Source organism: Mesorhizobium sp. B2-3-10 (assembly GCF_006442275.1).
Lineage (GTDB): Bacteria > Pseudomonadota > Alphaproteobacteria > Rhizobiales > Rhizobiaceae > Mesorhizobium > Mesorhizobium australicum.
Genome location: NZ_VFVT01000002.1, coordinates 356,404 through 377,618 on the forward strand (window position 1 = coordinate 356,404; position 21,215 = coordinate 377,618).

21 protein-coding genes are annotated in these 21,215 nt (G+C 57.7%); 15 read left to right on the forward strand and 6 right to left on the reverse strand.

The window, feature by feature from the left end:
• Positions 1 to 118 precede the first annotated feature (118 nt).
• From FJ943_RS08390 to FJ943_RS08445, 12 genes are all read left to right on the forward strand, one after another.
• Positions 119 to 1,285 carry an ROK family transcriptional regulator gene (locus FJ943_RS08390; RefSeq protein WP_140717488.1) on the forward strand — a complete coding sequence of 389 codons (1,167 nt, stop codon included), beginning with the start codon at positions 119 to 121 and terminating at the stop codon, positions 1,283 to 1,285.
• Positions 1,282 to 2,046, forward strand: coding sequence for an ATP-binding cassette domain-containing protein (locus tag FJ943_RS08395; protein ID WP_015318182.1), 765 nt, complete (start codon positions 1,282 to 1,284; stop codon positions 2,044 to 2,046). Before FJ943_RS08390 ends, FJ943_RS08395 begins: the two co-directional genes overlap by 4 nt.
• A gap of 39 nt (positions 2,047 to 2,085) precedes the next feature.
• On the forward strand, positions 2,086 to 3,126 hold the full coding sequence (locus FJ943_RS08400; protein ID WP_015318183.1) for a sugar ABC transporter substrate-binding protein: 1,041 nt from the start codon (positions 2,086 to 2,088) through the stop codon (positions 3,124 to 3,126).
• A 116-nt stretch (positions 3,127 to 3,242) separates the two neighbouring features.
• The gene (locus FJ943_RS08405; protein WP_140617016.1) at positions 3,243 to 4,238 is read left to right on the forward strand and encodes an ABC transporter permease; all 996 of its coding nucleotides are present in this window, start codon (positions 3,243 to 3,245) and stop codon (positions 4,236 to 4,238) included.
• 30 nt (positions 4,239 to 4,268) lie between these two features.
• On the forward strand, positions 4,269 to 5,039 hold the full coding sequence (locus FJ943_RS08410; RefSeq protein ID WP_140720685.1) for an SDR family NAD(P)-dependent oxidoreductase: 771 nt from the start codon (positions 4,269 to 4,271) through the stop codon (positions 5,037 to 5,039).
• 510 nt (positions 5,040 to 5,549) lie between these two features.
• Positions 5,550 to 6,590 (forward strand): site-specific integrase, encoded by a 1,041-nt coding sequence (locus FJ943_RS08415; RefSeq protein WP_246671845.1) that lies wholly within the window; start codon positions 5,550 to 5,552, stop codon positions 6,588 to 6,590.
• Between the two features lie 256 nt (positions 6,591 to 6,846).
• On the forward strand, positions 6,847 to 7,188 hold the full coding sequence (locus FJ943_RS08420) for a helix-turn-helix domain-containing protein (protein WP_210242401.1): 342 nt from the start codon (positions 6,847 to 6,849) through the stop codon (positions 7,186 to 7,188).
• Positions 7,185 to 8,210, forward strand: coding sequence for a hypothetical protein (locus FJ943_RS08425; RefSeq protein WP_140720689.1), 1,026 nt, complete (start codon positions 7,185 to 7,187; stop codon positions 8,208 to 8,210). Before FJ943_RS08420 ends, FJ943_RS08425 begins: the two co-directional genes overlap by 4 nt.
• 354 nt (positions 8,211 to 8,564) lie before the next feature.
• Positions 8,565 to 9,209, forward strand: a complete 645-nt coding sequence (locus tag FJ943_RS08430) for a hypothetical protein (protein WP_140720691.1) — start codon at positions 8,565 to 8,567, stop codon at positions 9,207 to 9,209.
• Positions 9,210 to 9,273: 64 nt separating this feature from the next.
• Entirely contained in the window at positions 9,274 to 9,795 is a 522-nt protein-coding gene (locus FJ943_RS08435) for a hypothetical protein (protein ID WP_140720692.1), read from the forward strand.
• Positions 9,796 to 10,175: 380 nt separating this feature from the next.
• On the forward strand, positions 10,176 to 10,784 hold the full coding sequence (locus tag FJ943_RS08440) for a hypothetical protein (protein ID WP_140720694.1): 609 nt from the start codon (positions 10,176 to 10,178) through the stop codon (positions 10,782 to 10,784).
• 100 nt (positions 10,785 to 10,884) lie between these two features.
• Complete coding sequence (locus FJ943_RS08445; protein ID WP_140661995.1) at positions 10,885 to 11,250, forward strand: DUF3768 domain-containing protein; 366 nt, start codon at positions 10,885 to 10,887, stop codon at positions 11,248 to 11,250.
• A 405-nt stretch (positions 11,251 to 11,655) separates the two neighbouring features.
• Here the strand turns inward: FJ943_RS08445 and FJ943_RS08450 are convergent, their stop codons facing one another.
• Positions 11,656 to 11,916: a helix-turn-helix transcriptional regulator gene (locus tag FJ943_RS08450; RefSeq protein WP_140661994.1), complete on the reverse strand. Its 261-nt coding sequence runs from the start codon at positions 11,914 to 11,916 to the stop codon at positions 11,656 to 11,658.
• An 83-nt stretch (positions 11,917 to 11,999) separates the two neighbouring features.
• Between FJ943_RS08450 and FJ943_RS08455 the strand changes: the two genes are divergently transcribed.
• On the forward strand, positions 12,000 to 12,623 hold the full coding sequence (locus FJ943_RS08455; RefSeq protein WP_181174519.1) for a DUF4339 domain-containing protein: 624 nt from the start codon (positions 12,000 to 12,002) through the stop codon (positions 12,621 to 12,623).
• A complete protein-coding gene (locus FJ943_RS08460; RefSeq protein WP_140661992.1) occupies positions 12,620 to 13,135 on the forward strand; it encodes a superinfection immunity protein in 516 nt (171 codons plus the stop codon). The genes FJ943_RS08455 and FJ943_RS08460 overlap by 4 nt, the downstream gene beginning before the upstream one ends.
• 471 nt (positions 13,136 to 13,606) lie before the next feature.
• Here FJ943_RS08460 and FJ943_RS08465 read toward each other — a convergent pair whose 3' ends face one another.
• Positions 13,607 to 15,628: an acyltransferase family protein gene (locus tag FJ943_RS08465; RefSeq protein WP_140720697.1), complete on the reverse strand. Its 2,022-nt coding sequence runs from the start codon at positions 15,626 to 15,628 to the stop codon at positions 13,607 to 13,609.
• A 146-nt stretch (positions 15,629 to 15,774) separates the two neighbouring features.
• Entirely contained in the window at positions 15,775 to 16,188 is a 414-nt protein-coding gene (locus tag FJ943_RS08470) for a MucR family transcriptional regulator (protein WP_281406163.1), read from the reverse strand.
• Between the two features lie 194 nt (positions 16,189 to 16,382).
• Here FJ943_RS08470 and FJ943_RS29905 point away from each other — a divergent pair, with 194 nt between their 5' ends.
• Positions 16,383 to 16,742, forward strand: a complete 360-nt coding sequence (locus tag FJ943_RS29905) for a hypothetical protein (protein WP_140720701.1) — start codon at positions 16,383 to 16,385, stop codon at positions 16,740 to 16,742.
• Between the two features lie 244 nt (positions 16,743 to 16,986).
• Here FJ943_RS29905 and FJ943_RS08480 read toward each other — a convergent pair whose 3' ends face one another.
• The 3 genes from FJ943_RS08480 to FJ943_RS08490 all read right to left on the reverse strand — a co-directional run bounded on the left by FJ943_RS08480 (position 16,987) and on the right by FJ943_RS08490 (position 20,954).
• A complete protein-coding gene (locus tag FJ943_RS08480) occupies positions 16,987 to 17,874 on the reverse strand; it encodes a polymorphic toxin type 44 domain-containing protein (protein ID WP_140720703.1) in 888 nt (295 codons plus the stop codon).
• A 387-nt stretch (positions 17,875 to 18,261) separates the two neighbouring features.
• Positions 18,262 to 19,761 carry a hypothetical protein gene (locus FJ943_RS08485; RefSeq protein WP_140720705.1) on the reverse strand — a complete coding sequence of 500 codons (1,500 nt, stop codon included), beginning with the start codon at positions 19,759 to 19,761 and terminating at the stop codon, positions 18,262 to 18,264.
• Positions 19,762 to 20,402: 641 nt separating this feature from the next.
• Entirely contained in the window at positions 20,403 to 20,954 is a 552-nt protein-coding gene (locus FJ943_RS08490; RefSeq protein WP_140720707.1) for a recombinase family protein, read from the reverse strand.
• Positions 20,955 to 21,215: the final 261 nt, after the last annotated feature.

The following is a 21,215-nucleotide window of genomic DNA, read 5'->3' on the forward strand; positions in this document are numbered from 1 at the left end:
TCCCGCACCCCGTAAACCGCCATAGGATCGCGGCTCCTCAGCTTCCGGATTATTTTTGAATTCCATTTGACTGAATAAATGTTTGATGCGAACCTTACGTCAAGTGGGGGCGCAAGGCATGGCATTGCGGGGGACCAATCAGGAGTTCGGGCGGCCATACAACCGGCGCATCGTGCTTGAGTCCATCCGCCGTCATGGCCCGATTGCACGTGGCGACATCGCCAGGCACGTCGGGCTCACCGTGCAGACCGTGTCGACCATCGTTCGCGAACTGGAGGAACAGGGCTACATCCTGTCCGTGCGCGAAGAGCCGAAGGGGCGTGGCCTGCCACCGGCGACGCTGCGCATCAACCCGGAAGGCGGCTATGCCGTCGGCATCCACCTGACGCCGCTTGGAATAGACGCCGCGCTGATCAATCTCAGCGGCGACGTTATCGAGAGTTCACGCCGCGAAGCGTCCAACGCGACGCCCGATCACGCGTTCGACCAGATCGGCGCCATGGTCCGCGACCTGACGGGCAAGCGGCCCGGCGGCCGCGTCATCGGCGTCGGCATGGCGCTTCCCGGCCCGTTCGATGTGGACTCCATGAGCTTTGTCGGCCCGACCACGATGACCGGCTGGAAGCATGTGGCGCTGCGTGAGCGGCTGACGGCCGCGACAGGATTGCCGGCGTTCTTCGAGAGCGACATGGCCGCGGCCGCGATGGGCGAGCGGCTCTATGGCATCGGAGCCCGCCATTCCGACTATTACTATCTCTATTTCGGCGTCGGGCTTGGCGGCGCGATGATGCATGACGGCAGCGTTCTGCGCGGCGCCTGGGGCAATGCGGGCGAGATCGGCCACATTCCCGTGGTCCCCGATGGCGAGCTTTGCCCCTGCGGCAACCGAGGCTGCCTCGAGCGCTATCTCTCGCTCGAGGCGCGGGGCCGCCGGGCCGGCAGCGACGCCGATTGGGTGGCGCAAGTCGGCCCGATCTTCCGCAACACCATCGCCATCATCGAAAACCTCTTCGATCCAGAGACGGTCGTGCTCGGCGGCCTGGCGGCATCGGAACTGCTCGAGCGCCTGGCGGACGCGGCCGAACCGCTGCACAATTCGGTTTCGGCCCGCGCGGACCGCAAGACGCCGCGCGTCATCGTCGCCAGCGGCGGCCAGCATGCCGTGCTGCGCGGCGCGGCGGCGCTCGCCGTTTCAGGGGTGTTGTCGCCACGCTTCGGGCAGATGTTCGCCGCCGAACGCGAGCGCGGCCGCGACATACTTTCGGGCAGGGAGATTGCCGCATGAGCGAACCCCTGCTGGTGCTCGACAACGTGACCAAGAACTACGGCGCGATCGAAGCGCTGAAGGGGATCAGCTTTTCCATCGGCAAAGGCGAAGTGGTGGCGCTGCTCGGCGACAACGGCGCCGGCAAGTCGACGCTGGTCAAGATCATAGCTGGCGGTCTCGAACCGACCTCCGGCCGCATGCTGTTCGAGGGCAAGGAATTCCTGGCCCGGTCCCCGGCGGAAGCCAAGGCGGCAGGCATCGAGACCGTCTACCAGGACCTGTCGCTGTGCACCAATGTCGATGTGGTGGCCAATTTCTTCATGGGCCGCGAGATCACCAGGAAGGTGCTCGGCATTCCGGTGCTCGACGAGCGCGCCATGGAAGCCGTCGTCGGCAAGGCGCTGGCCAGCGCCGGGACCCGCATTCCTTCACTGCGCACCAATGTCGAGCATCTCTCGGGCGGCCAGCGGCAGGCCATCGAGCTGAACCGCTTCGTGCATTGGGGCGGCAAGCTGGTGCTTCTCGACGAGCCGTTCGCCGCACTTGGCGTCGAGCAAACCCGGCGCGGTCTCGAAATGATCCGCCAGGTGGCGAGCCAGGGCATCGGCGTCGTCATCATCACCCATATCATGCAGCAGGCTTTTCAGGTCGCCGACCGGATCGTGGTCATCCGGCAAGGCGTCGTGGCGGGCGATGTCGCCCGCAACAAGACAAGTCCCGATGCGGTGATCAACATGATCACCGGAGAGACGCTTGCCGGTGCCGGACCGGCGGGCTGAGGGACAAAGAGGGGTCCGGCTTAACAGGGAGCCAACGACATGAAGCGAATACTTCTTGCTGTCTTCGGTATCCTGGCACTGGCCTTTGCCACGCTTACGCCGGCATTCGCCCAGTCCAAGGGTATCGTCTACTACATGGTGCCGACATTGCTCGACGAATTCCAGACCGGCTCGGTGAGCGCGCTGGAGCTGTTCCTGAAACAGACCGGCTACGAGATGAAGACGCTGAACGCCGACAACAAGACCGACGCGCAGCAATCGCAGATGAACGACGTCATCGCGCTGAAGCCGGCGGCGATCATCCTGGCCGCCGTCGATTTCAATGCGCTGAAACCATCGATCGAGGCAGCGCGCGCGGCCGGCATTCCGGTGGTCGAGTTCGACCGCCAGATCACGTCGACACCGTCCGACTTCACGTCGGTCGCGGGCACCGTCGAGATCGGCTACGTCGCCGCCGAGCAGGCCGAAAAGCTTCTGAAAGCCAAGAACGGCTCGGTGAAGGGCAAGGTCCTGCAGGTGCTTGGCGATCCCGGCGATCCCTACACGCTCGACATCCAGAAGGGTTTCGAGGAGAAGATGAAGGCGTTCCCAGACGTCAAGATCATCTCGCTGCCGGCCATGCAGTGGGAGGCCAGCAACGCCGGCACCATCGTTGCCGACCAGATGCTGGCCAACCCCGACATCGACCTGATCTTCAGCCATGCCGCACACCTGTCGGTCGCCGCCGTCGCCTCGCTCGAGGCCGCCGGCAAGAAGCCGGGCGACGTCATGCTGATGAGCTCGAACGGCGCACCGGTCGGCCTCGACCTGATCCGCAAGGGCTGGCTCAACGTCGAAGTCGAGCAGCCGCTTTACGCACAGGCCGCCGCCGTCGCCATGTTCATGGACAAGGTCGTCAAGAAGGAAGAGATCAAGCCCGGCGAATACGATGTGCTTGGCCTGAAATCGACCCTCACCAAGGAAGCCTGGGGCCCCAACATCAAGATCCCGGGTGCCGCCATCACCAAGGAAAACGTCGACAACCCGGCTTTCTGGGGCAACCAGAAGCCGCCGACGGATACCGTCAAGCCGGTCGAATAGACAGACGGCCCGACCGCTCCGGGCCATACCAGGCCCGGAGCCCTGCCCTGCCCGCATGAAACGAGACGCAGGCAACCTGCCGCGGCCTTGATCCCGCACGCCAACCGGATCGACACATGAACCCTCGCACACGCCACGCCCTGGAGTTCGTCCTCGACAACCTCGTCTGGTTCATGCTGCTTTTTGTCCTGGTCGTCTTCTCGCTGTTCATCCCGAACTATTTCCAGCTCGGCATCTTCGCAAACATCATCGAGGCGTCGAGCGTGCTCGGCGTGATGTCGATCGGCCTGGCGCTGGTCATCATTGCCGGGCACATGGACCTGTCGGTCGAATCCGTCGCCGCTCTCAGCGCCATGGCGGTGGGCATCCTGTTTTGTTCCTCGGGCATTGGCCTCGGCGTGCAGTTGCACCCGGGATGGCTGATGGTTCCGGTCTCGCTGCTGCTGGCGCTGGCCGTCGGCGGCCTCATCGGCGCCTTCAACGGCTATCTCGTGGTCAAGGTCAAGATGAGCGCCTTTATCATCACGCTCGCCTCCTACATCTGGGTGCGCGGCCTGGTGCTGGTCATTTCGGGCGGCCGCTCGGCGCAGGATCTGGCACCCGCCATCCGCTGGTTCGGCATCCAGCGCCTGATCGGTCTGCCGCTTACCGCCTGGATCGCGGTGGCCTGTTTCGTCGTGTTCTCGCTGATCATGGCCAAGACCCCGTTCGGCAGGCACCTGGTGATGATCGGCGGCAATGAAACCGCGACCTTCCGTGCCGGCATCCGGGTGAACCGCAACCTGATCATCGCCTTCGTACTCGCCGGCGCCATCGCAGGGCTGGCCGGCTGGCTGCTGGCGATCCGCACCTCGGGCGCCACCGCCAATCTGGGCGTCGGCCTTCTGTTCAACGCCTTCGCGGCCGTGGTTATCGGCGGCGTCAGCCTGAAGGGCGGCGTCGGCACCTTGCCCGGCGTGTACGCCGGCGTGCTCCTGCTTTCGGCCATCAACACGGCGATTAACCTGATGGGCCTGCCCGCCAACTTCACCCAGGTCATCCATGGCCTGCTGGTGCTGGCGGCCGTGCTGCTCGATGCATTCAAGCAAACCATTCGCCAAAGATTGGCGTGAGACGGGGATTGGCGTGACAGGACGGCTCGCATGACAGGACGACTGGAAGGCAAGGTGGCGCTGATCGTCGGCGGCGCGCGCGGCATCGGCAAGGGCATCGCGCTGCGCTTCGCCGAGGAAGGTGCAAGGCTGGTGCTCGCCGACTCCGAGACCGAGGCCGGGCGGGCAAGTGCGGATGAGCTTGGCGTCCCCTTCATCCGCACCGACATCTCGCAAATGAGCGACGCCGAGGCCGCCGTGGCGCTTTCGCTGAAACACCATGGCCGCCTCGACGTCATCGTCCAGAATGCCGGCATCTATCCCTGGCAGTTGATCGAGAACACCAGCGCCGACGACTGGGACCGCGTCATGGCGGTCAATTTGCGCGGCACCTTCAACGCCAGCCGCGCGGCCCTGGTGCCGATGAAGGCGCAGCGCTTTGGCCGCATGCTCTACACCTCCTCCATCACCGGCCCGCATGTCACCAGCCCCGGCCATGGCCACTATTCGGCGACGAAAGCAGGCATCAACGGCTTCATTCGCGCCGCAGCGCTGGAATTCTCCGGCTACGGCATCACCGTCAACGGCGTCGAACCCGGCAATATCCTCACCGAAGCCATCCAGGAACATCGCGGCGCCGCCTATATCAAGAACATGGAAGATTCGATCCCGCTCGGCCGGCTCGGCAGCCCACGCGACGTGGCCAACGCCTTCCTGTTCCTCGCCTCGGACGATGCGAGCTACATCACGGGAACGACCATCGTGGTCGATGGCGGGCAATTGCTGCCCGAGGGCAAGGATTTCCGTATGGTGCCGCCGTGATACCGCGACGCGCCAGCGGCCGGCTCTCAGCTGACTTGAAATGTGAGTTTGAATGGTGGGCGATGACGGGCTCGAACCGCCGACATCTTCGGTGTAAACGAACCACGCCTCATTCCCGGTACCACCGTCGGTTTCACTGGTCAATTGATTTTGTTGTTTTTTTCGGCTATCAGGTACCCTACAGTTCCTTAGAGTTCCCGCCATCACTGTTGCTGATCTGTAGCTATTATCGTCATGCCCCTAACCAAGACTGATGTCGAGCGAATGCAGCCGAACTCGACAATCTGGGACTCTGGCCGCGGTTCAGTTCCCGGTTTTGGTGTGCGCCGCCAATCCAAGCACCCCAGTTTTTGCATCAAGTATTCTACCAAAGGCAGGCAGCGCTGGTTCACTATCGGCCGCCTTGGAGCACCGTGGACGGTTGAGACGGCCCGTTCAGAGGCAAAGAGGTTGTTTGGACTGGTCGCCGCTGGGCAGGATCCCGCTATTGAGCGAGACAGACCGCCACCGATGAACGTTTCGGACCTTTGCGACCGCTACATGTTGGCGGCAGAGGCTGGAGCGATTCTAACCCGCTTCAACCGGCCTAAGAAGGCATCGACACTCGCTACAGACAAAGGCCGTATTAGCCGCCACATAAAACCGCTCATGGGCAAGAAGGCCGTGGAGGAGATCGACAGCAGAGCCGTTAAACGACTCATCAGCGACATCACTACCGGCAAGACGGCCAAGGTGGTAAAGACTAAGCTACGTGGCCGAGCCAATGTCAGGGGTGGCCCAGCGACGGCTGCCCGCGTTGCCGACTTATTGTCCGGAATCATGACATGGGCAGTTGATGAAGGGATAATCCAGCACAACCCCGTTCATCGGGTACGCCGGTTTCGAAGCGAAGCCCGCCAACGATTTCTGAGCAACGAAGAACTAGGGCGACTGGGGGCTGTCCTCGTCGCAGGCAAGGACGACAAAGAAAAGCCGTTTCACCCTCACGCGGTCAACATAGTGAGGCTGCTCTGCTTGACTGGGTGCCGGATCGGCGAAATCACCGGGCTTCGCTGGACGGAAATCGACTTCGAACTGAAGTGCCTTCGCCTAGAAGACACCAAGATCGGGAAAAGTCTTCGACCAATCGGAGATTCAGCCGTTATGGTTTTGAGGGCTCAGAACCGCGTTGCTGGCAGTCCGTTTGCCTTTACCGGAAGCAGGCGCAAAGTCCCGTATCAAGGTATGGCCAAGGAGGCGCGACGAATATTCAAAGCGGCAGGAATCGCCGGGGCGACTCCCCACACGCTGCGTCACACCTTTGCCTCCACGGCGTCGGGCCTTGGGTATTCTGACGGTACAATCGCCGGTTTGCTCGGGCACAAAGGCAGAGGGGTGACTTCCCGGTATGTTCATCGCCCCGATCAGGCGTTGGCCTCCGCTGCACAGGCGGTGAGCGAAGAGATCAACATCTTACTCGATCCGGCGAAGCGCAAGCTTGAGCCTGTCGAACGCTCAGTTTCAAGCGCCATTTCTAATGTGGATCTTGAAACTGAAAACCGGCCTTCCTAAGTACCTCCACACGGGTCCGCCATCGGATCCCGCTTGCCCTACGGGGCATTTGTTGGGCCTTGTGGCGCAACTTGGAGACAGCGAGCCTTGTCGCTACAGCCCGGTCAGCTGCGGCAAGGTCATGGTGCCTAACTAGCACCACCGGATGACCGGACGGCCGTCTCGCTAAGTCCGAATTCAAATTGAGTCGGGCTGGCGGACGGCATTTTGTACGTTGCTGCCCCCAGCTCGGCTCCTATCGCAAGGAGCTGCATGCATGAAATCCCCGAAGAAAGACCCCACCGCCGCATTCCGCGCGGGCCTCATGCGACTAGCATTTGTGGCGGCCACCCAAGCGGGAACTGACGCGAGCGAATTCCTCCCGCAGTATGGCACTGCCACGCCTTCCCGGCGGCACCGCCTCGACGACCTGCTGCGCACCAAGGAGGCGGCAGTCGTTCTGAATGTTAGCTTAAAGACCCTGCAGAATTGGCGTGTCACAGGAGTTGGCCCAAAGTTCGTGAAAGTGGGCGCTTCAGTCAGCTATCGCTACGCCGATCTGTTGGCCTTCGTTCGGCAGAATACGTCCGCTTCCACCAGCGAGAGGAGCGCACCATGAAGGCTCCGACCCGCAACAACTCAGTTCGGGTACCCAACCCAGCTGAACGCAGACGTAGGTTTGAGGAGCTTATTCGCGAGAGCATCATCTCGCCTGCGATGCCCCTTGCCGCTGGTGCGTTTGCCACAGCGCCTGTTGATGGCGACTCAGTCCATAACGTTTTGATCGCCCCGCCTTCATCCACCTCAGAACCTTGCGTAACGCAAACTTTGCACGCTATCTCCAAAGAGCACGCAGGCGGTAAAGATCGGATCAAAGCCATCGATGTGCCTTCCGTGGAAGAGGCACGCACTTCGCCTATCTCAGTTCTGCTGACGTGCCGCGCTCAGACCCCACCCCGAGAGAAGAAATACAGAGCAAAGTTACACGCGACCGCTGCAGCGGCGTATGCAGCCTACTACGAAATTGAGCGCAGATACGCCCTCTGGAAGGACTTTGTTGAGGTAGCAAATGCGTCGCAAGCTACTAAGCACTCTATCCGAACAGGGAAAGACCGCCCTAAGGCCCTGCTTTTGGTCATGAGGTTTGTCTTTGGCTGGTCCCACGACTATGACCGCGCCTACAAGCTCGCGCGCGGTCTGGAACTGTGTCAACTCAGAAAGGTCCGGCCCGAAAACATCCTTCAGGAACTCGAGCGCAAAGGCATCGACAAGCTCTATCGCACAGCATGCAAAGAACTGCCATATCTTGGCAAGACAGCCAAAGAGAAGGCTCTTTTGCGCATGGATTACGAGCCAGCGGCCGCCGACGATCCTTTCGCCGATCTTGATGACGGCTCAAACAGCAAAAACGGAGCAGAGCCTATTTCTGCCTCAACGAAATCTGAGTTGAAGCGTGACGGGGCCAATGTGCTTTATATTGAAGTTACCGACGAGCAGCTCTCAACGATCCTTGAGTCGCCTGAGCACCAGCTACTGTCTCTTTGGTTCGAATCTGCCGGTACCCTTCACGATGGATTTCGCAGGTTTGTCGCGGTGAAGGTCGCCGAGGTCGAGACGAGCGACCGCACTCTCAGCGACTAGCCAACATGCAGCCGAGATGGTGACCCTACTTCGATTCTGGTCGCCATCTCGCCCGTAAAGGGCTGAGGTCGCTTCGGCGCAATCCCAATTCAAAGCATCGAACAGCAACGCCTGCCGTGGAGTCGCCACGCAGAGTGACCTGTTCTTCGAGCCTGCCAGTGTCGTTGCTCAGAAGGCAACGCATATGGGCGGGTTCGGGCGTGGGAGTGGCCGGGCAGCCTTCGAGGGTGTGACGAAGGAGACCACCTCACAACCCCACCCTGACGGGGAAGACCTTCCCACAGGGCAAACACCCTCACCGCCACGCCTAAACCACTCAAAGCAAACCCACAGCACTACGGGAGAACCTTGGTTATGGACAACACGGTGCCACCTTCAATGATCAGAGACCTGATTACCGGCTACACCCAAATGGCTACAGACCGCATGCAATGGGGTTGGGAGCCGACACTGCTCACCTTCATGTTTAACCAACTCAGGGGATCGCCAAGCAACGTTGAGCAGCAGATGCAGGAGACGATAGAGGCGGTATACGCGAAGATTCTACGGTGGTGTTTTCGAAAGCCGAGGAATGTGCCGGTCACGGCGATGCCGCTATGGATCTGCACTCCTGACTACCCCGTTCACAAATATCACAAGCAAAACTTTCGCGACATCGCGCTCAACGGCGGGCGACATGTCCACGCTATCGCACTCATGCCCCCGGGTACGAATATGAGAACCACGCTCGACAACCATTTCGACCACGAACAAATTCGATACACCGGACGTGATCGCCCACTTTGGCACATCGATGCATGGCCCATCCAAGACAATCTTCCCTTCGTCGTGGACTACGGTGTGAAAGGCATAAAGACGCCTCGCGCCGGGGTGGATGCGATGTTCATCCTTCCTAGAACACATTCGGAAATGGAAGGACGCCGAGCCGAGAAGGCCTACCTCAGCGACATCGTTTCGGTAGACCCGGAGCGACTGCGCTCCGGGTCACGGCCTAAATGATTCAAGGGAGCGGCGGGTAAAGGGTGATGTGGCCAGCGGTCACACACCCTCGATGGAGAAGACAATGACTGAAAAGACGCCCCAGATATCCCGCGACAAGATCAAAACCGTTACCGATCAACGCGCCCTTGTCCTATGGCTGGCGAAGGAAGCCAAAGAGAGTTCCCCACAGGGCGACGTTCCAAAGGGCCTGATCCGGCTATTCGACGCTCTGATCGGCGAGTTCGCAGAATGGGGTGCGGTATACCCGCCGATGAGTTGGGCAGAGTGGTTCGCAGAAGTGCTGCCATCCATGTACGACCCCAACTGCGAGCGGTGCTCAGAAAGGGTCCGCTGGTTGATCTCTGAGTATTATGGAGAACTCGTCAACCGCCGCGCACGGCTCGAACCCGACTATTTTATAAAGGAGTTGGTATTGCAGGTTCTGCCGAGGGGAGCAGTCGATATCACGAGGCAGAACGGGCAGGTCAAGGTTTCGAGCTCTGAGATGTTCGATCTTGAGCACGGATTCAAAGTTCGAGTGATCGTCAGGGAGCCCAAATCCCGCGCCGCTAAAATAACTTCCCGTTGGCTGCAGGAGCTTTAGCGCTTCGACCAGGAGCGCGACACTGACGTTCAGGGCTCCACCGAGCGGCCAAAGAACGCTCGGTGGGCATCGACACTGGCTGCAGCCCACTGCTTTCTAGCTTTTGAAAATGGGGGCATCGGCGGGACGTCACGCTGCCGCAGGTGGCTGTTTTAAAGCGGGGGTCTTGACAATAGGTATATAGTCCTATATGATATGCCGCATTCGGTCGGGCAATTTTGACCCTTAAAACCGCCGAAAGGTGAGCTGTTGGGCACTTTAGTCATAGGGCGTTATGCCCGGTTGTTGCCGCCAGCGGCCCTGCGCCGACACCGCCGACCATCATCTGAAAATCAAACCATGAGGCTCCTTCGGGGGCCTCTTTCATTTTGGAGAATTGAATGACTCATTTCGCAGGTTCCACCGGCGCGCCCGCTGCCGCTTTGCCCGCCCTTATCGTGCTAGGCCTCGATGATGGGGGCAAGGCGCACGCCTCATGGTTTGGCGAGGCAGAAGTCGTTGTGGCAGAGAGGGCCGCGGGGATGATGGGCATGGCGGCGCTGCCTGTCGCCGAGGCCAGCGACCTGAAAGGTCTGGCTGAGCGCTTGCCGCAGGGCCGCGTGTTCGAGAGCGGCCGAGCCTTTGTGCCGTTCGTGAAGCGCACGGTGTATGACGCCATCGCTACGCACCTGCCGCCCGGCTACCGCTTTCCAACCCGCGCCGCCGATGATCGGCCCGCGCCCGGCAAATCGAAGAAGGCCTCCGGCGGAGCCGCGCCAGAGGGCGGCCCAAAGCGACCCGAACCGCATCGGCCGACCGACTGGGACAAGATCGAGGTCGGCAGCCTTGTCCTAGCCACCGAGGGCGCGTTTCAGGGATGGTACGAGGCCACCGTCACCAAGATCAGCCCCGAAGATCTCACGCTGCGCTGGCGCGATTGGCTCGAAATGCCTGCCTTCACCCGCAAGCTGAACCACATCGCCTTGCTTCACCCAGATCACCGGGATTGAGCTATCGACCGGGCGGCATCGCTTAGGCTGCCGCCCACCCTCCCAACATTCATTGGCAGGAACACGGTCGCGGCAGCGGCCAGGATGAAGGATTGGCTTGATGGCAGCGGAATGCAATTTCAGCGGGACATGTGGACGGGGCAACCGGCAACAGCGTATCGCTGGCTTGAACGACAGCCTGCGTAAAACAGGGCAAGGCGGTCGCGTCGTGTTGACCGTCGGCATCACCGGCCTTCCCGCAGAGATCCGTGCCGCCATCATCGCGGCGGTCGCCAGCTTTGATCACTTCGACCAGGACAACGACCCCCACGGCGAGCACGACTGCGCCGTGATCGAAGTCGGCGGCAAGACGGTCATCTGGAAGATCGACTACTACGATAAATCCATGCAGTTCGGCTCGGATGACCCAGCCGACCCGGCAGTCACCACTCGCGTTTTGACCATCATGCTCTCGGAGGAATACTGATGCGCAGCCGCCTGTTGTCACGTCGGGCGTTAATCAGAGCATTATCGGCACTGGGGCTCGCGCCCGCTCTGCCCTTGATGCGCCGCCAAGCAAGCGAAGCTGCTACCAGCACCTTCGAGGAACGCTGGCAAGATGTGGCTCCGGCCCTAATGAAAGCCATGTGCGAGCACTGCGCCGCTTTCTCCGACCTCGGCCGAGTCAGCCGTGAAACCGACCCTGTCAAACTCCGGCGCGCTGCCACCTTGGATGAAATCCGGCGCTTGGATGCAGCAAGCGATCTTGAGGGAAAACTGTTGCTGGCAGTTTGTCGGTATCCAGCTGGTAACGACGCCGAGCAACACGACAAGGCGACATACTTGCTCGGGGTTTTCGACGGCAACGCGCCTGAGGCCGACTTGGTGACGGCTATTCTTTGGTCGATGACTCGGGAGGCGGCTCGGTCAACGAACCGGCCTGATCAATCGGTCTGACGAGTTCGACATGGCTAACGCCAAGCGCGCTCGCGATGGCCTGCAGGGTTTCGATGGTCGGGTTCCGCTCACCCCGTTCGAGGCCGCTCACATACTGCTGGCTGACATTGGCGCGCTCAGCAACCTGCTCCTGCGTGAGGCCATTGGCTGCGCGCAGGCGCGCAAAATTCTCCCCGACCAGTTTTCGCATCTCCATGCGGCCACCAATCGAGGAATTCGAGCGTTGAGTTTATCAATTATAATATGTAAATGGACCGAGGGCACAGTACGGGGATGGGAATGACTGAATGGTACTATGAGCAGGACGGCACTCATGTTGGGCCGGTGAGCGAGACAGACCTCAACCTGATGCTTGCGAACCGGTTGATCGATGCAGGTACGAGAGTTTGGACGGCGAGTTTTGGGCAGCAGTGGAAGCCCGCGAATGAGACGCAATTGCAGACACCCCAGCCGACTCCGCCACCGCCGCTCCCGCCGGTCTCGAGGCCGCCTCAATTGCCGGGCACGGCCGAAAAGAGACGTGCAGGGCCTAGTGCATCGGCAATACCAGAGCCATCCGAGGCCTATGCTTACCTCTTGGCGTTTCTTCCCCTCCTAGGCGCGGTCCTAGTCACCGCGATGGCCGTCGCAGGTGGCTCCGGTGACCTGCCTAGGATGATCAACGTAGTCCGATTTGCTATTTTGATAGTGTCGCTGCTTCTGGTTTTCCTCGACGCCAAAGAGCTGCGGGGGGTCAACATCGTCAGCCCTACCAAGGTTATGGTCCCATTTCTGCTCCTGATCCCAGCGGGCTATTTGCTTCATCGCAGTTTCGTGATGCGCCTGTCTTGGACACCCCTTTGGATTTGGCTGGGCAGTTTCGTGGTTTTGCTTGGCGTCACTAGGGCGCTGATGGGATCATGAACTTCAGAGGTATCTTCCCGCGCAAGGCAGTCCTGCCCGCTGTTGTCCTAGCGGTCGCAACATCGACCCCCGTCTACGCGGCCGCCGACAACCTCGATGCAGGAATCGCGTTTGTCATTTTCTTCCTCATACTGGCAATCGTTTATGAGCTACCAGCGATCATCGCGTTCGTGCGGGGCCACCCGAATAGGTGGCTGATCCTAGTCCTCTGCACAACGCTCTCTGGCACCGGCATCGTTTGGCTTGGCTGTCTGGTCTGGTCCTTCAAGGCGATCCACATTACTAACGATCCCGGTGGAACGAACGGCGGTGAGTCTGGGCTGAACCTTCTCGCCAATGACGTTCAGCGGATTCGGATTGAGAATCCAGCGGCCCTGTTGCAACCACCATCCGCACCGTCCTCGCCGCAGGACGCAGTTGAAAAGCTTGAGCGACTGAAAAAGCTTCTCGACGACGGGGCCATCGATAGGGCGCAGTTCGAGCGCCTGCGCGACCTCATCGCGGGCGGCTGACAACTAGGTTGCAATTCGCACTTTTAGCGCGCGTAAGTTGCAAGTGCTGAAAGTACGAAAAATCAACCCGGCGTAAAGCCTCGATAGCTGTTTTACAGGCCGCACAGGGGCCGCCAGCGGGCGAACACGCCAAGCGGGGTTGCTTCGGTCGGTCGAGCCGACGCGTTCGTCGGGCCACCCCTCACCATCGCCAATCGAAAATCAGTCAAATCGCAGCCTAAGGGAACCCCGCCTCATCGATTAACGGTGTTGCTGCGCATTAGTGGGTCTGAGTTCGACGTATGCCGGTTTGGCGGCGCACAATAAAGCGTTTCGCTGCCTGCTTCATCAATACATGTAATCCGGCTAACCTACGAACAATTCGGAACCGGTCTGGAGTTGCATGGAATCCGAATTTGACGCAAGGTAGATTGCATAGCGCCTATGCCGTCCAATGCGAGAGTCGAGCCGTGTTAAAGACCGCAGCCTTAGCTAAGCCTCAGGGGAATCCAAGCTGCCTGTGGTCCACAACTGCCTGCTTTCTTCTGGGGTGAGTACGCCTTTTTTATCGACAGCCTTTTGGATGGTGGCGAGCATTTGCTCCCCGCTGAAGGGTAGCCGCGCAAGATCCTCCCGAGACAGTCCATTGATATGAGGGACACCAAAGTGGCTGGCGAGTTCGCTGATCTGATGGTCATTTCTGCCAGCGCCGACATTGCTCAAGTGCAGAGCCGAGTCCTGCGACCCTTTCCACGGAAATTCAATCCATCGCCCCGGCGTTTTGACGTAAGTGCTCCCTACGCGACGCCCCATCCAGAACAGCCAGAGATCGTCGCCTTGGGGACAGAGCTTCGTGAACATCTCTTCGTCCACGGCTTCTGGCGATAGCGATTTAGGCCCGTAGAGCACTCCCCCTACGCCGGTCGGGAAAAGCATCCCAGCCGTGTCGGCAACGTCATACTTCCACTTATTGTACGGTGCAATTTGCCCGCCATCGTCGAACGCCACTGCGTGGCCTCGGTGGAAGACTACAGTTCGCTCGTCCGCGTGCTCAACGAGTTCCTCGAGCCACTTTGCGGAATAATAGACATCGTCATCTGCCGTGACGATGTAGGCCGTCGGGAAAGCCAGCAGCGCTGGAACGATCTTTTTGTAAGATCGGATGTCCCTGCAAAATCGAATTTCGAGCCCATGAGATTTCAGGTCTGTTACTGACGCGGGCAATTGGCCCGCATCCTCGGCAGTAACCCAAAGGATGATGCGGTCCGGTGCAACCGTCTGAGTGAGAAGACAACGCAGCGTCAAATGCAAGGTCGAAAAGCGCTTCGGATACGACGTTAGCGAGACGATCAAATCCGCAGACAGAGAATGGGGCCTCCCTTTACGCCTGAGCGGCCATCTTAGGGCGATCAAAGCTTTCGCGACTTCTGGCTTCAGTGAACGGACCGCGTCGGCTCGATATTGTTCGAGCCGCCAGCCGAGCCCATTGCGGATCCACGCGATAGCACGGGCGGGTGCACCGGTGCCGGTCCCTAGGAACCAAGGGGAAAGCCATGCAGACCGTTTTAACAGTAGGTATATCACGTAAGGGCCAAATACCGCCGCGAGCAAGATGACGGCCTCGTTGGCCACTCCCACGCTGCGAAGAGAGAAATGGAAAAATTGATGCAAGAACATAATGACCAACGACGCCTCTCCGAGCTTGGCCATTGGCGCTGAAATGGCAGCTATCGCCGCTGCTCTCCGCACCAACATGAGTACCGTAACCGACAAGGCCAGCGCTATCAGGAGACCCACGACAGGAGGGCCGAAGATTGAATACTTCATGTTGAACTGAATGTCGGCCCCGTTCGCTGCTACGGCGAGCGCGACAACGCCAACCGTTGCGACGAAAAGGGACAAGGTGCGAAGACGGAATTGGTGCGTTCGAAGCAGATCACCAAACCAGTAGCAGCACAACGCTATGGGCACCGCCGCGACTGCCCAAGGTGAACGGTTCATGGGCCAGTGGGTCTGAATTGCGTAGCCAAGCACGATGCAGACCGCGATAAATCCGACCATCCGCAAAGTGCCTGGACCCTTTGCCCAAGTCGCAGCTTCATTGTAGACGATCTGGGTAAGAAACAAACAGGTCACGAACCAGAATACGCCGAAGTCCTGCCATAGGCGCATACCGCCAAGGAGGTCGTTGACCACCATTTCTCGAAGTTCCCAAGGCGCAGGAGCCTCGTGCAGTAAGATGTTACGAGCGATTACTGCTATCGTCAAAAACGACAAAAAAGCCACGTATGGGACGAGAAGGCTCGTGACTTTCTTCCAAAAGAGCTGGCTGCGGTCTGCAGGCTTATAGACGTAGCCGGATATCACGAAAAATAGCGGCATGTGAAAAAGCAATACCGCGTTTGCGAAAGCGCCGTCCCACCAACTGCTACCAGCCCCTGCAATGTGGGCGGACACCACAAGCAGTATGCCCACACCTTTTGCAGCATCGAGCCAAACCTCGCGATTGGTCATGTTGAGCTCCAGCCTCGCATAGAAGCAATTCTAGATGAGACCCTTCGCATCCGCAACACGAAATGGTGCGGCGCACCATAGTCGAGGGCGAGCTCGAACTCACGTGCGGAACTAATGGCAGGATTGGCATTTTCCTTTGCCCCCAATCAGACCTGCGCCTTGCTTCGACGCTTGGCTGGCTTAGCCGCTGCTTTTCGTCCAAGCCCGCTGGACTTGGCCATCGCCGACCGCTGGGCCGCGTAGTTTGGCGCTACCATAGGATAGTCCGACTTCAATCCCCACTTGGCCCGGTACTCATCGGGCGTCAGGTCGTAGTGCACACTCAGGTGGCGCTTAAGCGATTTGAACTTCTTCCCATCTTCAAGACAGATGATGTAGTCGGGAAACACCGACCGCTTCGGGCTGACTGCAGGCGTAAGCGCTGGCCTCTCCGGTTCAGCAGGGCCGCCGATCTTCGACAGTGACGAATTCACACTTTGAATCAGCTCAGGCAGCGATGCGACAGGCACAGCATTCTTGCTGACGTAGGCAGAGACAATATCTGCGGTAAGCTCGATCAAATGGATTTTAGGATTTGAAATGTCTTGCCACTCATAGCTCCTAAGGTGCGTAGCTTATGAAATTCCTTTACCCGCTTTGCCTTGAAATACCAATCCCGTAGTCGGCTTAGACAACAGACGCTCGCAGCCCCCTTCTCCCATCTTCTTGAGTTTTTGTTCAACTCGACGCATCCTCGGACCGGGAGACGTGGGTGATGGGGAAGCCTATTCAGCGGTGGGTTAGACGGCGAAGGCCTTGGTGGCGTTCGCTTCTGCGAGCTCGCCTCCCTATTTCTCTGGCGCTGCTTGGCACGACGTCCCTCGCTTATGTCGTGATAAATACCCAACACGTGCTTCCAAGTATTCTCTATCCTGGCACGTCATCGACCTCCCTCGCCGTGCGCAGAGTAGGCTGTGACATCAAGGGAAACATCAATGATCGCGGCGAGCATATCTATCACGTGCCCGGTCAAGAATATTACTCGGCGACACGCGTCAACTCGGCCCGAGGCGAGAGATGGTTTTGCTCCGAATGGGAAGCATGGTGGGCCGGTTGGCGGAAGGCCAAAGTGTGACGGTGGTGACCGCGTTGAGCCCTTTCGTTGTGTTTGGATGGTCGCGAATAGCCGCCATGGCTCTCCTTTGGTTCAACCCTCCGGTTTACGTCAGGACGGACCGCCCCGGCCTTCGCTTCAGGGTCAGTCATGTCGAGGGTGTCGCCGCGTAGCTGCTGAAGTGGAGCAACCGTGTCCCCTAAGTGACAGTAGGGTGTTCGCGAATCAAACAAATCTAGGATGAATTGCCTTCAGATCGCTATAATTAATTGCCTGGAAACAACCTGTATTGCGGCGGCTCATTCCTGTATATCCAGTCTGCTACTTCGTGATGACGATATCCTCTTTTTATCATCTCTTGATCATGCGGATCGTCGCCATATGAGCCGGACGCATCGTACCAATGTCCGAATTTTTCGTTTTTGGCCCCGTAATATTGTTGATACCAACCAGCGAATCTCAAAACGGCGTCCTCAGGAATTCCAAGTCCAGCGGCGATATACCCAAAATTAAAATTCCCAGCATCTTCCCATTCTGGGTGACCATTGCGCTTGTAGTCCCAATCACCGCCCCTTCTCAGAAGTATTTGAGCATCTCGCATCGCAGATGCCGGAACCGATGATGGGTCAGGAATTAGCCGCCGCAAATTTGCTTCAACGGACTGTCCAGGCGGTAAATCAATGGGTCTGTCATACAAATGATACTGTCTACTGGACCTAGACAAACCATCGGCTGCTCTTTCGAGTGGGCTGCCCGCCTCGCTTTGGATCTGCCTGCTAAACGTTGCAGAAGAATACGAGCGAGGGTCTGAACCCGACGGGGCCGCATCAACCTGTGCTTGGCCAACCGCCATGCGTTGAATAACATCGATGGTACTGAAGTTGTCCGGAGCGCGGCTCGAAATTCCTAACTGAGGCCCGATATCTTCAGATCCGCCCGAGAATTCACCATTGATATAAACTTCGTTACGATCATAGTAGTAGGTTTCACTATCAATCAGAACGCTATTTGGCGTAGCGGTATCAATTTCCCCGCCTTCCTGAGACCAAGCATACGAAGGGATACTTAAAATCAGTGTATCAGCAAGAAAGGTTACAAAGTCCCTTCGATTCAGAGTCAAAAAGCTGCGCGTGACTTTGTACGGGTAATCCATAAAGTCCTTCCTTCTTACCTACAATCTAGCTTAATAATGGCGTCCCCTTCTGAATAAGTTAGTTCCTGCGACGGGCCATTGTCGCAAGAGTATCGTATATAGCAATATTTAGAATGATGTTCGTCAACGTCGCTAAATTCGCCGTTGTTACAACGAAACTCGCAAAGTTCCTTTCCTCTACATTTGGACACCATATGAGCTGTAAAATCGCCCGAGCCATCCTGACCTGCGTACTTGAGTTGTAAGACACGCACTTCCTTAGCGCTCGCTTGCTCTAAACCCGCCGTGAGTGATATCGCTGCGAATAAGAATATCAAACAATAAAGCCGCTTTCCGAACAGGTTACTGAGGTTTCTGTTCATGATAGTCCCACCTGTCTGCATCACCTCACAACTCAGCGAGCCAGAGGTGCATCACAATCGCATCTAAGGTCCCAGCATTTTGTTCAAATAGACCGTCAACCTTCCAATCGCCGCTTGGGTTGCCATTCCAGAAGACGTCAGCATGTTGAGGTTTCAAGTCCAATGCCGCTGTCAGGGGAAAAACGCGCCCAAACTGAAGTGTATCCGGCGAGCCACCTCGGTCGACAGGAATGTAGGCACCAGCCGGAGGTAGCGCCGTCAGCGAGATTGGGTTCTGCTGGTTGCCAACGTATTCAAAGGCTATGCCTCTTAAGAGTGAGTTTGGATCCGGGATGGTCGAGGTATCGATTGTGAACTCCGTATGGAGAATGTCCAACGCCCCCCCAAAACCACCCTTTCCGGACACAGTAATGGCTTTGCTTTTCACCGAACGAACCACCGTTCGTTGGCTCCTCTTGTATTTCGACAGCTCGTTCTGAACATCCACAAGCCACGTGGATAGCAAATCCAATATGTCACCGGTTGGCGGGTTAGACAAAGGAATATCGAGCTTATAGCTGTCCTTCAGGCCCATTTTCACGACCAAAACACGCTCGATAAGACAGCGCAAATAGCGGCGAAAGAGATCCCCACTGCTATTCAGCCGCTCGTTGTAATTTATTATCGAATGGGAGCGAGTAAGTTCATCTGCCTGCGCATAAGCAATCTGTCTGCTAACGGCAGCGCGGTGCGAGCGAAAGCCCTTATCCTTTTTAAGATAGTCAGCCTTCCGTTTGGCGCTGGCGAGCCGCCCTTGAAGTTGCGCTAGCTCTCCCTTCGTCGATGCGAGAGCTACAATCCAAGTAGCTAAGTCGAATCCAGCGCGATAGGTCGTTTCGGCTTTGGTTCCTGCCTCAATCGCAGCTTGATTGAAGCTTGCCGAGTCCTGTGCCAGCTGAGCGGCCGTAGAGATGTATGCGTCAACGCTTTTGTTCGACAAAATTCCCGAATATGCAGTTCCGGTTCCACCTTCTGCCATCATTGAAGTGACTACGTCCTGGCGCGACTGCCCTTCAGCAGACGCAGATGTAAGAGCACCCACTTCATCGACGGCTTCCAGCCACGGCAGCTCATAGAGCTTCGCCGCCACCTCTTGGAGGTGAATGAGATCAAGTCTTATGAACTCTTCGAGCTTAAAGCGTGTATCATTGCGAAGTTTCGCAAGCTCCATATATGTTTGGCGCACCTCCAAACATGACTGGCTGAAGCGCAGCGCCTCCTCGAGGTTTTGTTCGACTCTTCGAGTGTATAGCCTCTGGTCAAGCGCCACGTCACCGAATGAAAAAGTCTCGAGGTCGGGTACGACTGCAGAGCTACCATTGTAAGAGTAGGAGGTACCGTCCTCATATATCTCGATAGGAACTACTGTATCATCGCCTATCTTCCTCCTGATCTTATTGTCGTCTTCGACTATAGCAGACAAGTCGACATTGTATGTATCCCGAATTCTTGCACGGATTGCGTCAATCTGGGACGAGTTCGCCATAGCAAAGCTCCTTCTGGAGAAGCCAGTCGGTAGTATCCACTTGCCTAGTATGGTGATCTATCGTATCATGAGCAAGAGCTAATTGATTGCCTTGAGTGTTGTTGAAAGAGATCTCGCCGATCTAGATCGCGAGTTCAGTATCGATTTTTGTGAAAAAAGAGACAGTATGGCTGTCTCTTTCTGCTGTGTTTGGCTATTTGCGTATTGCAACAATCTTTCACTGGAGGAGTGCTAAAATGCGTGTTCGGATAGCAATACTAACGATGCTTCTTATGATTTCGGGCTCTGTCCCAAGCTTGGCCCAGCAGGTGTATGTAATTTGCTTTGGGGAGTACGAAGCAAATTGCAAGGCCCACGACAACTACCAATACTGTTACGTTGATCCTGAAAAGGTGGCCACAAATTTGTGTCAGCAGTCTGGCATGTCGGGAAAACACAATTTGGTTGAGACCAGTAAATATGGCGGGAACAAGTGTGGATATTCAATTATCAGGGTTATATGCAGGTAACGTTTGGCTTCAAACGATGGTTTCGGAGGAATGCGGCCTGACCTCGTCGACTTTGTTATTTTATAACTGATTGGATGTCGCGAAGAAAAAGCCGATCAAATAGTAGCTGGGCATTCACTCTAAGCAGCTTAGCTAGGCTGATAGCTCGGCTAGGACGCGATAAACCTGCATTCTCGAGCAGCCGACACGCCTCGCAATCTCGGTAGGGCTCACGCCGTCGTGGCGCAAAATTGCAATGCTGTTTCGGTCGATCCGACGCTTGCCTCCGCCGTATACTCCCGAGCTCTTTGCCTTTTCAATTCCTTCACGCTGACGCTCCTTGATAAACCGGCGCTCCATCTGCGCGACCATGCCAAGCACGGTGAGCACGATGTGGCCCATCTCGCCCCGTGTCGAAACGTGCGGGTCTAGCACCGTTACGAATGCGCCCTTTTGCTCGCATTCGTAGATTAGGTTGAGAACGTCACGCGTGTCGCGACCAAGCCGGTCGAGGCGTGTTGTCACTAGCTCGTCGCCCGGACGCAGGAAATCCAATACGGTTGCTAATTCGGCGCGACCGTCCCTGCTGGCCCCAGAGACCTTCTCTGATCGGATGATGCTGCAGCCCTCAGCTTTCAGCTTTGCGAGCTGTGTTTCGAGGTCTTGGTCAGCGGTGCTGACGCGAGCGTAACCAATGCGAGCCATAGCCTGTCACCTTGAGGTCGAAAAGGCCCAAGCTACCCTGCCGCAAATAGGCGCTGTCAACATGGCGACAACCCTGCCTTTGAGTGCCAACCGAAGTTCTATTCATAGTGAGCCGCGATAGAGTATTTGAGCTTCACGCAGCAAGTTGTGGAAATCGCCTCGTTCAGCATTCCCAGAGGAGGTGCACCGCTATACAAATCAGCATCTGCAGCGCCTAGTCCCAGCTTTATTTTCGCCGAACAGCGTTGATGATGTCGCTTC

Coding starts and splice junctions, on each gene's coding strand:
- FJ943_RS08410 (WP_140720685.1), top strand. CDS start 4,269: ATGACAGGACGACTGGAAGGCAAGGTGGCGCTGATCGTCGGCGGCGCG.
- FJ943_RS08455 (WP_181174519.1), top strand. CDS start 12,000: ATGACTGAATGGTACTATGAGCAGGACGGCACTCATGTTGGGCCGGTG.
- FJ943_RS08425 (WP_140720689.1), top strand. CDS start 7,185: ATGAAGGCTCCGACCCGCAACAACTCAGTTCGGGTACCCAACCCAGCT.
- FJ943_RS08435 (WP_140720692.1), top strand. CDS start 9,274: ATGACTGAAAAGACGCCCCAGATATCCCGCGACAAGATCAAAACCGTT.
- FJ943_RS29905 (WP_140720701.1), top strand. CDS start 16,383: ATGGGGAAGCCTATTCAGCGGTGGGTTAGACGGCGAAGGCCTTGGTGG.
- FJ943_RS08420 (WP_210242401.1), top strand. CDS start 6,847: ATGAAATCCCCGAAGAAAGACCCCACCGCCGCATTCCGCGCGGGCCTC.
- FJ943_RS08395 (WP_015318182.1), top strand. CDS start 1,282: ATGAGCGAACCCCTGCTGGTGCTCGACAACGTGACCAAGAACTACGGC.
- FJ943_RS08465 (WP_140720697.1), bottom strand. CDS start 15,628: ATGACCAATCGCGAGGTTTGGCTCGATGCTGCAAAAGGTGTGGGCATA.
- FJ943_RS08460 (WP_140661992.1), top strand. CDS start 12,620: ATGAACTTCAGAGGTATCTTCCCGCGCAAGGCAGTCCTGCCCGCTGTT.
- FJ943_RS08480 (WP_140720703.1), bottom strand. CDS start 17,874: ATGGATTACCCGTACAAAGTCACGCGCAGCTTTTTGACTCTGAATCGA.
- FJ943_RS08485 (WP_140720705.1), bottom strand. CDS start 19,761: ATGGCGAACTCGTCCCAGATTGACGCAATCCGTGCAAGAATTCGGGAT.
- FJ943_RS08490 (WP_140720707.1), bottom strand. CDS start 20,954: ATGGCTCGCATTGGTTACGCTCGCGTCAGCACCGCTGACCAAGACCTC.
- FJ943_RS08415 (WP_246671845.1), top strand. CDS start 5,550: ATGAACGTTTCGGACCTTTGCGACCGCTACATGTTGGCGGCAGAGGCT.
- FJ943_RS08440 (WP_140720694.1), top strand. CDS start 10,176: ATGACTCATTTCGCAGGTTCCACCGGCGCGCCCGCTGCCGCTTTGCCC.
- FJ943_RS08405 (WP_140617016.1), top strand. CDS start 3,243: ATGAACCCTCGCACACGCCACGCCCTGGAGTTCGTCCTCGACAACCTC.
- FJ943_RS08400 (WP_015318183.1), top strand. CDS start 2,086: ATGAAGCGAATACTTCTTGCTGTCTTCGGTATCCTGGCACTGGCCTTT.
- FJ943_RS08390 (WP_140717488.1), top strand. CDS start 119: ATGGCATTGCGGGGGACCAATCAGGAGTTCGGGCGGCCATACAACCGG.
- FJ943_RS08450 (WP_140661994.1), bottom strand. CDS start 11,916: ATGGAGATGCGAAAACTGGTCGGGGAGAATTTTGCGCGCCTGCGCGCA.
- FJ943_RS08430 (WP_140720691.1), top strand. CDS start 8,565: ATGGACAACACGGTGCCACCTTCAATGATCAGAGACCTGATTACCGGC.
- FJ943_RS08445 (WP_140661995.1), top strand. CDS start 10,885: ATGGCAGCGGAATGCAATTTCAGCGGGACATGTGGACGGGGCAACCGG.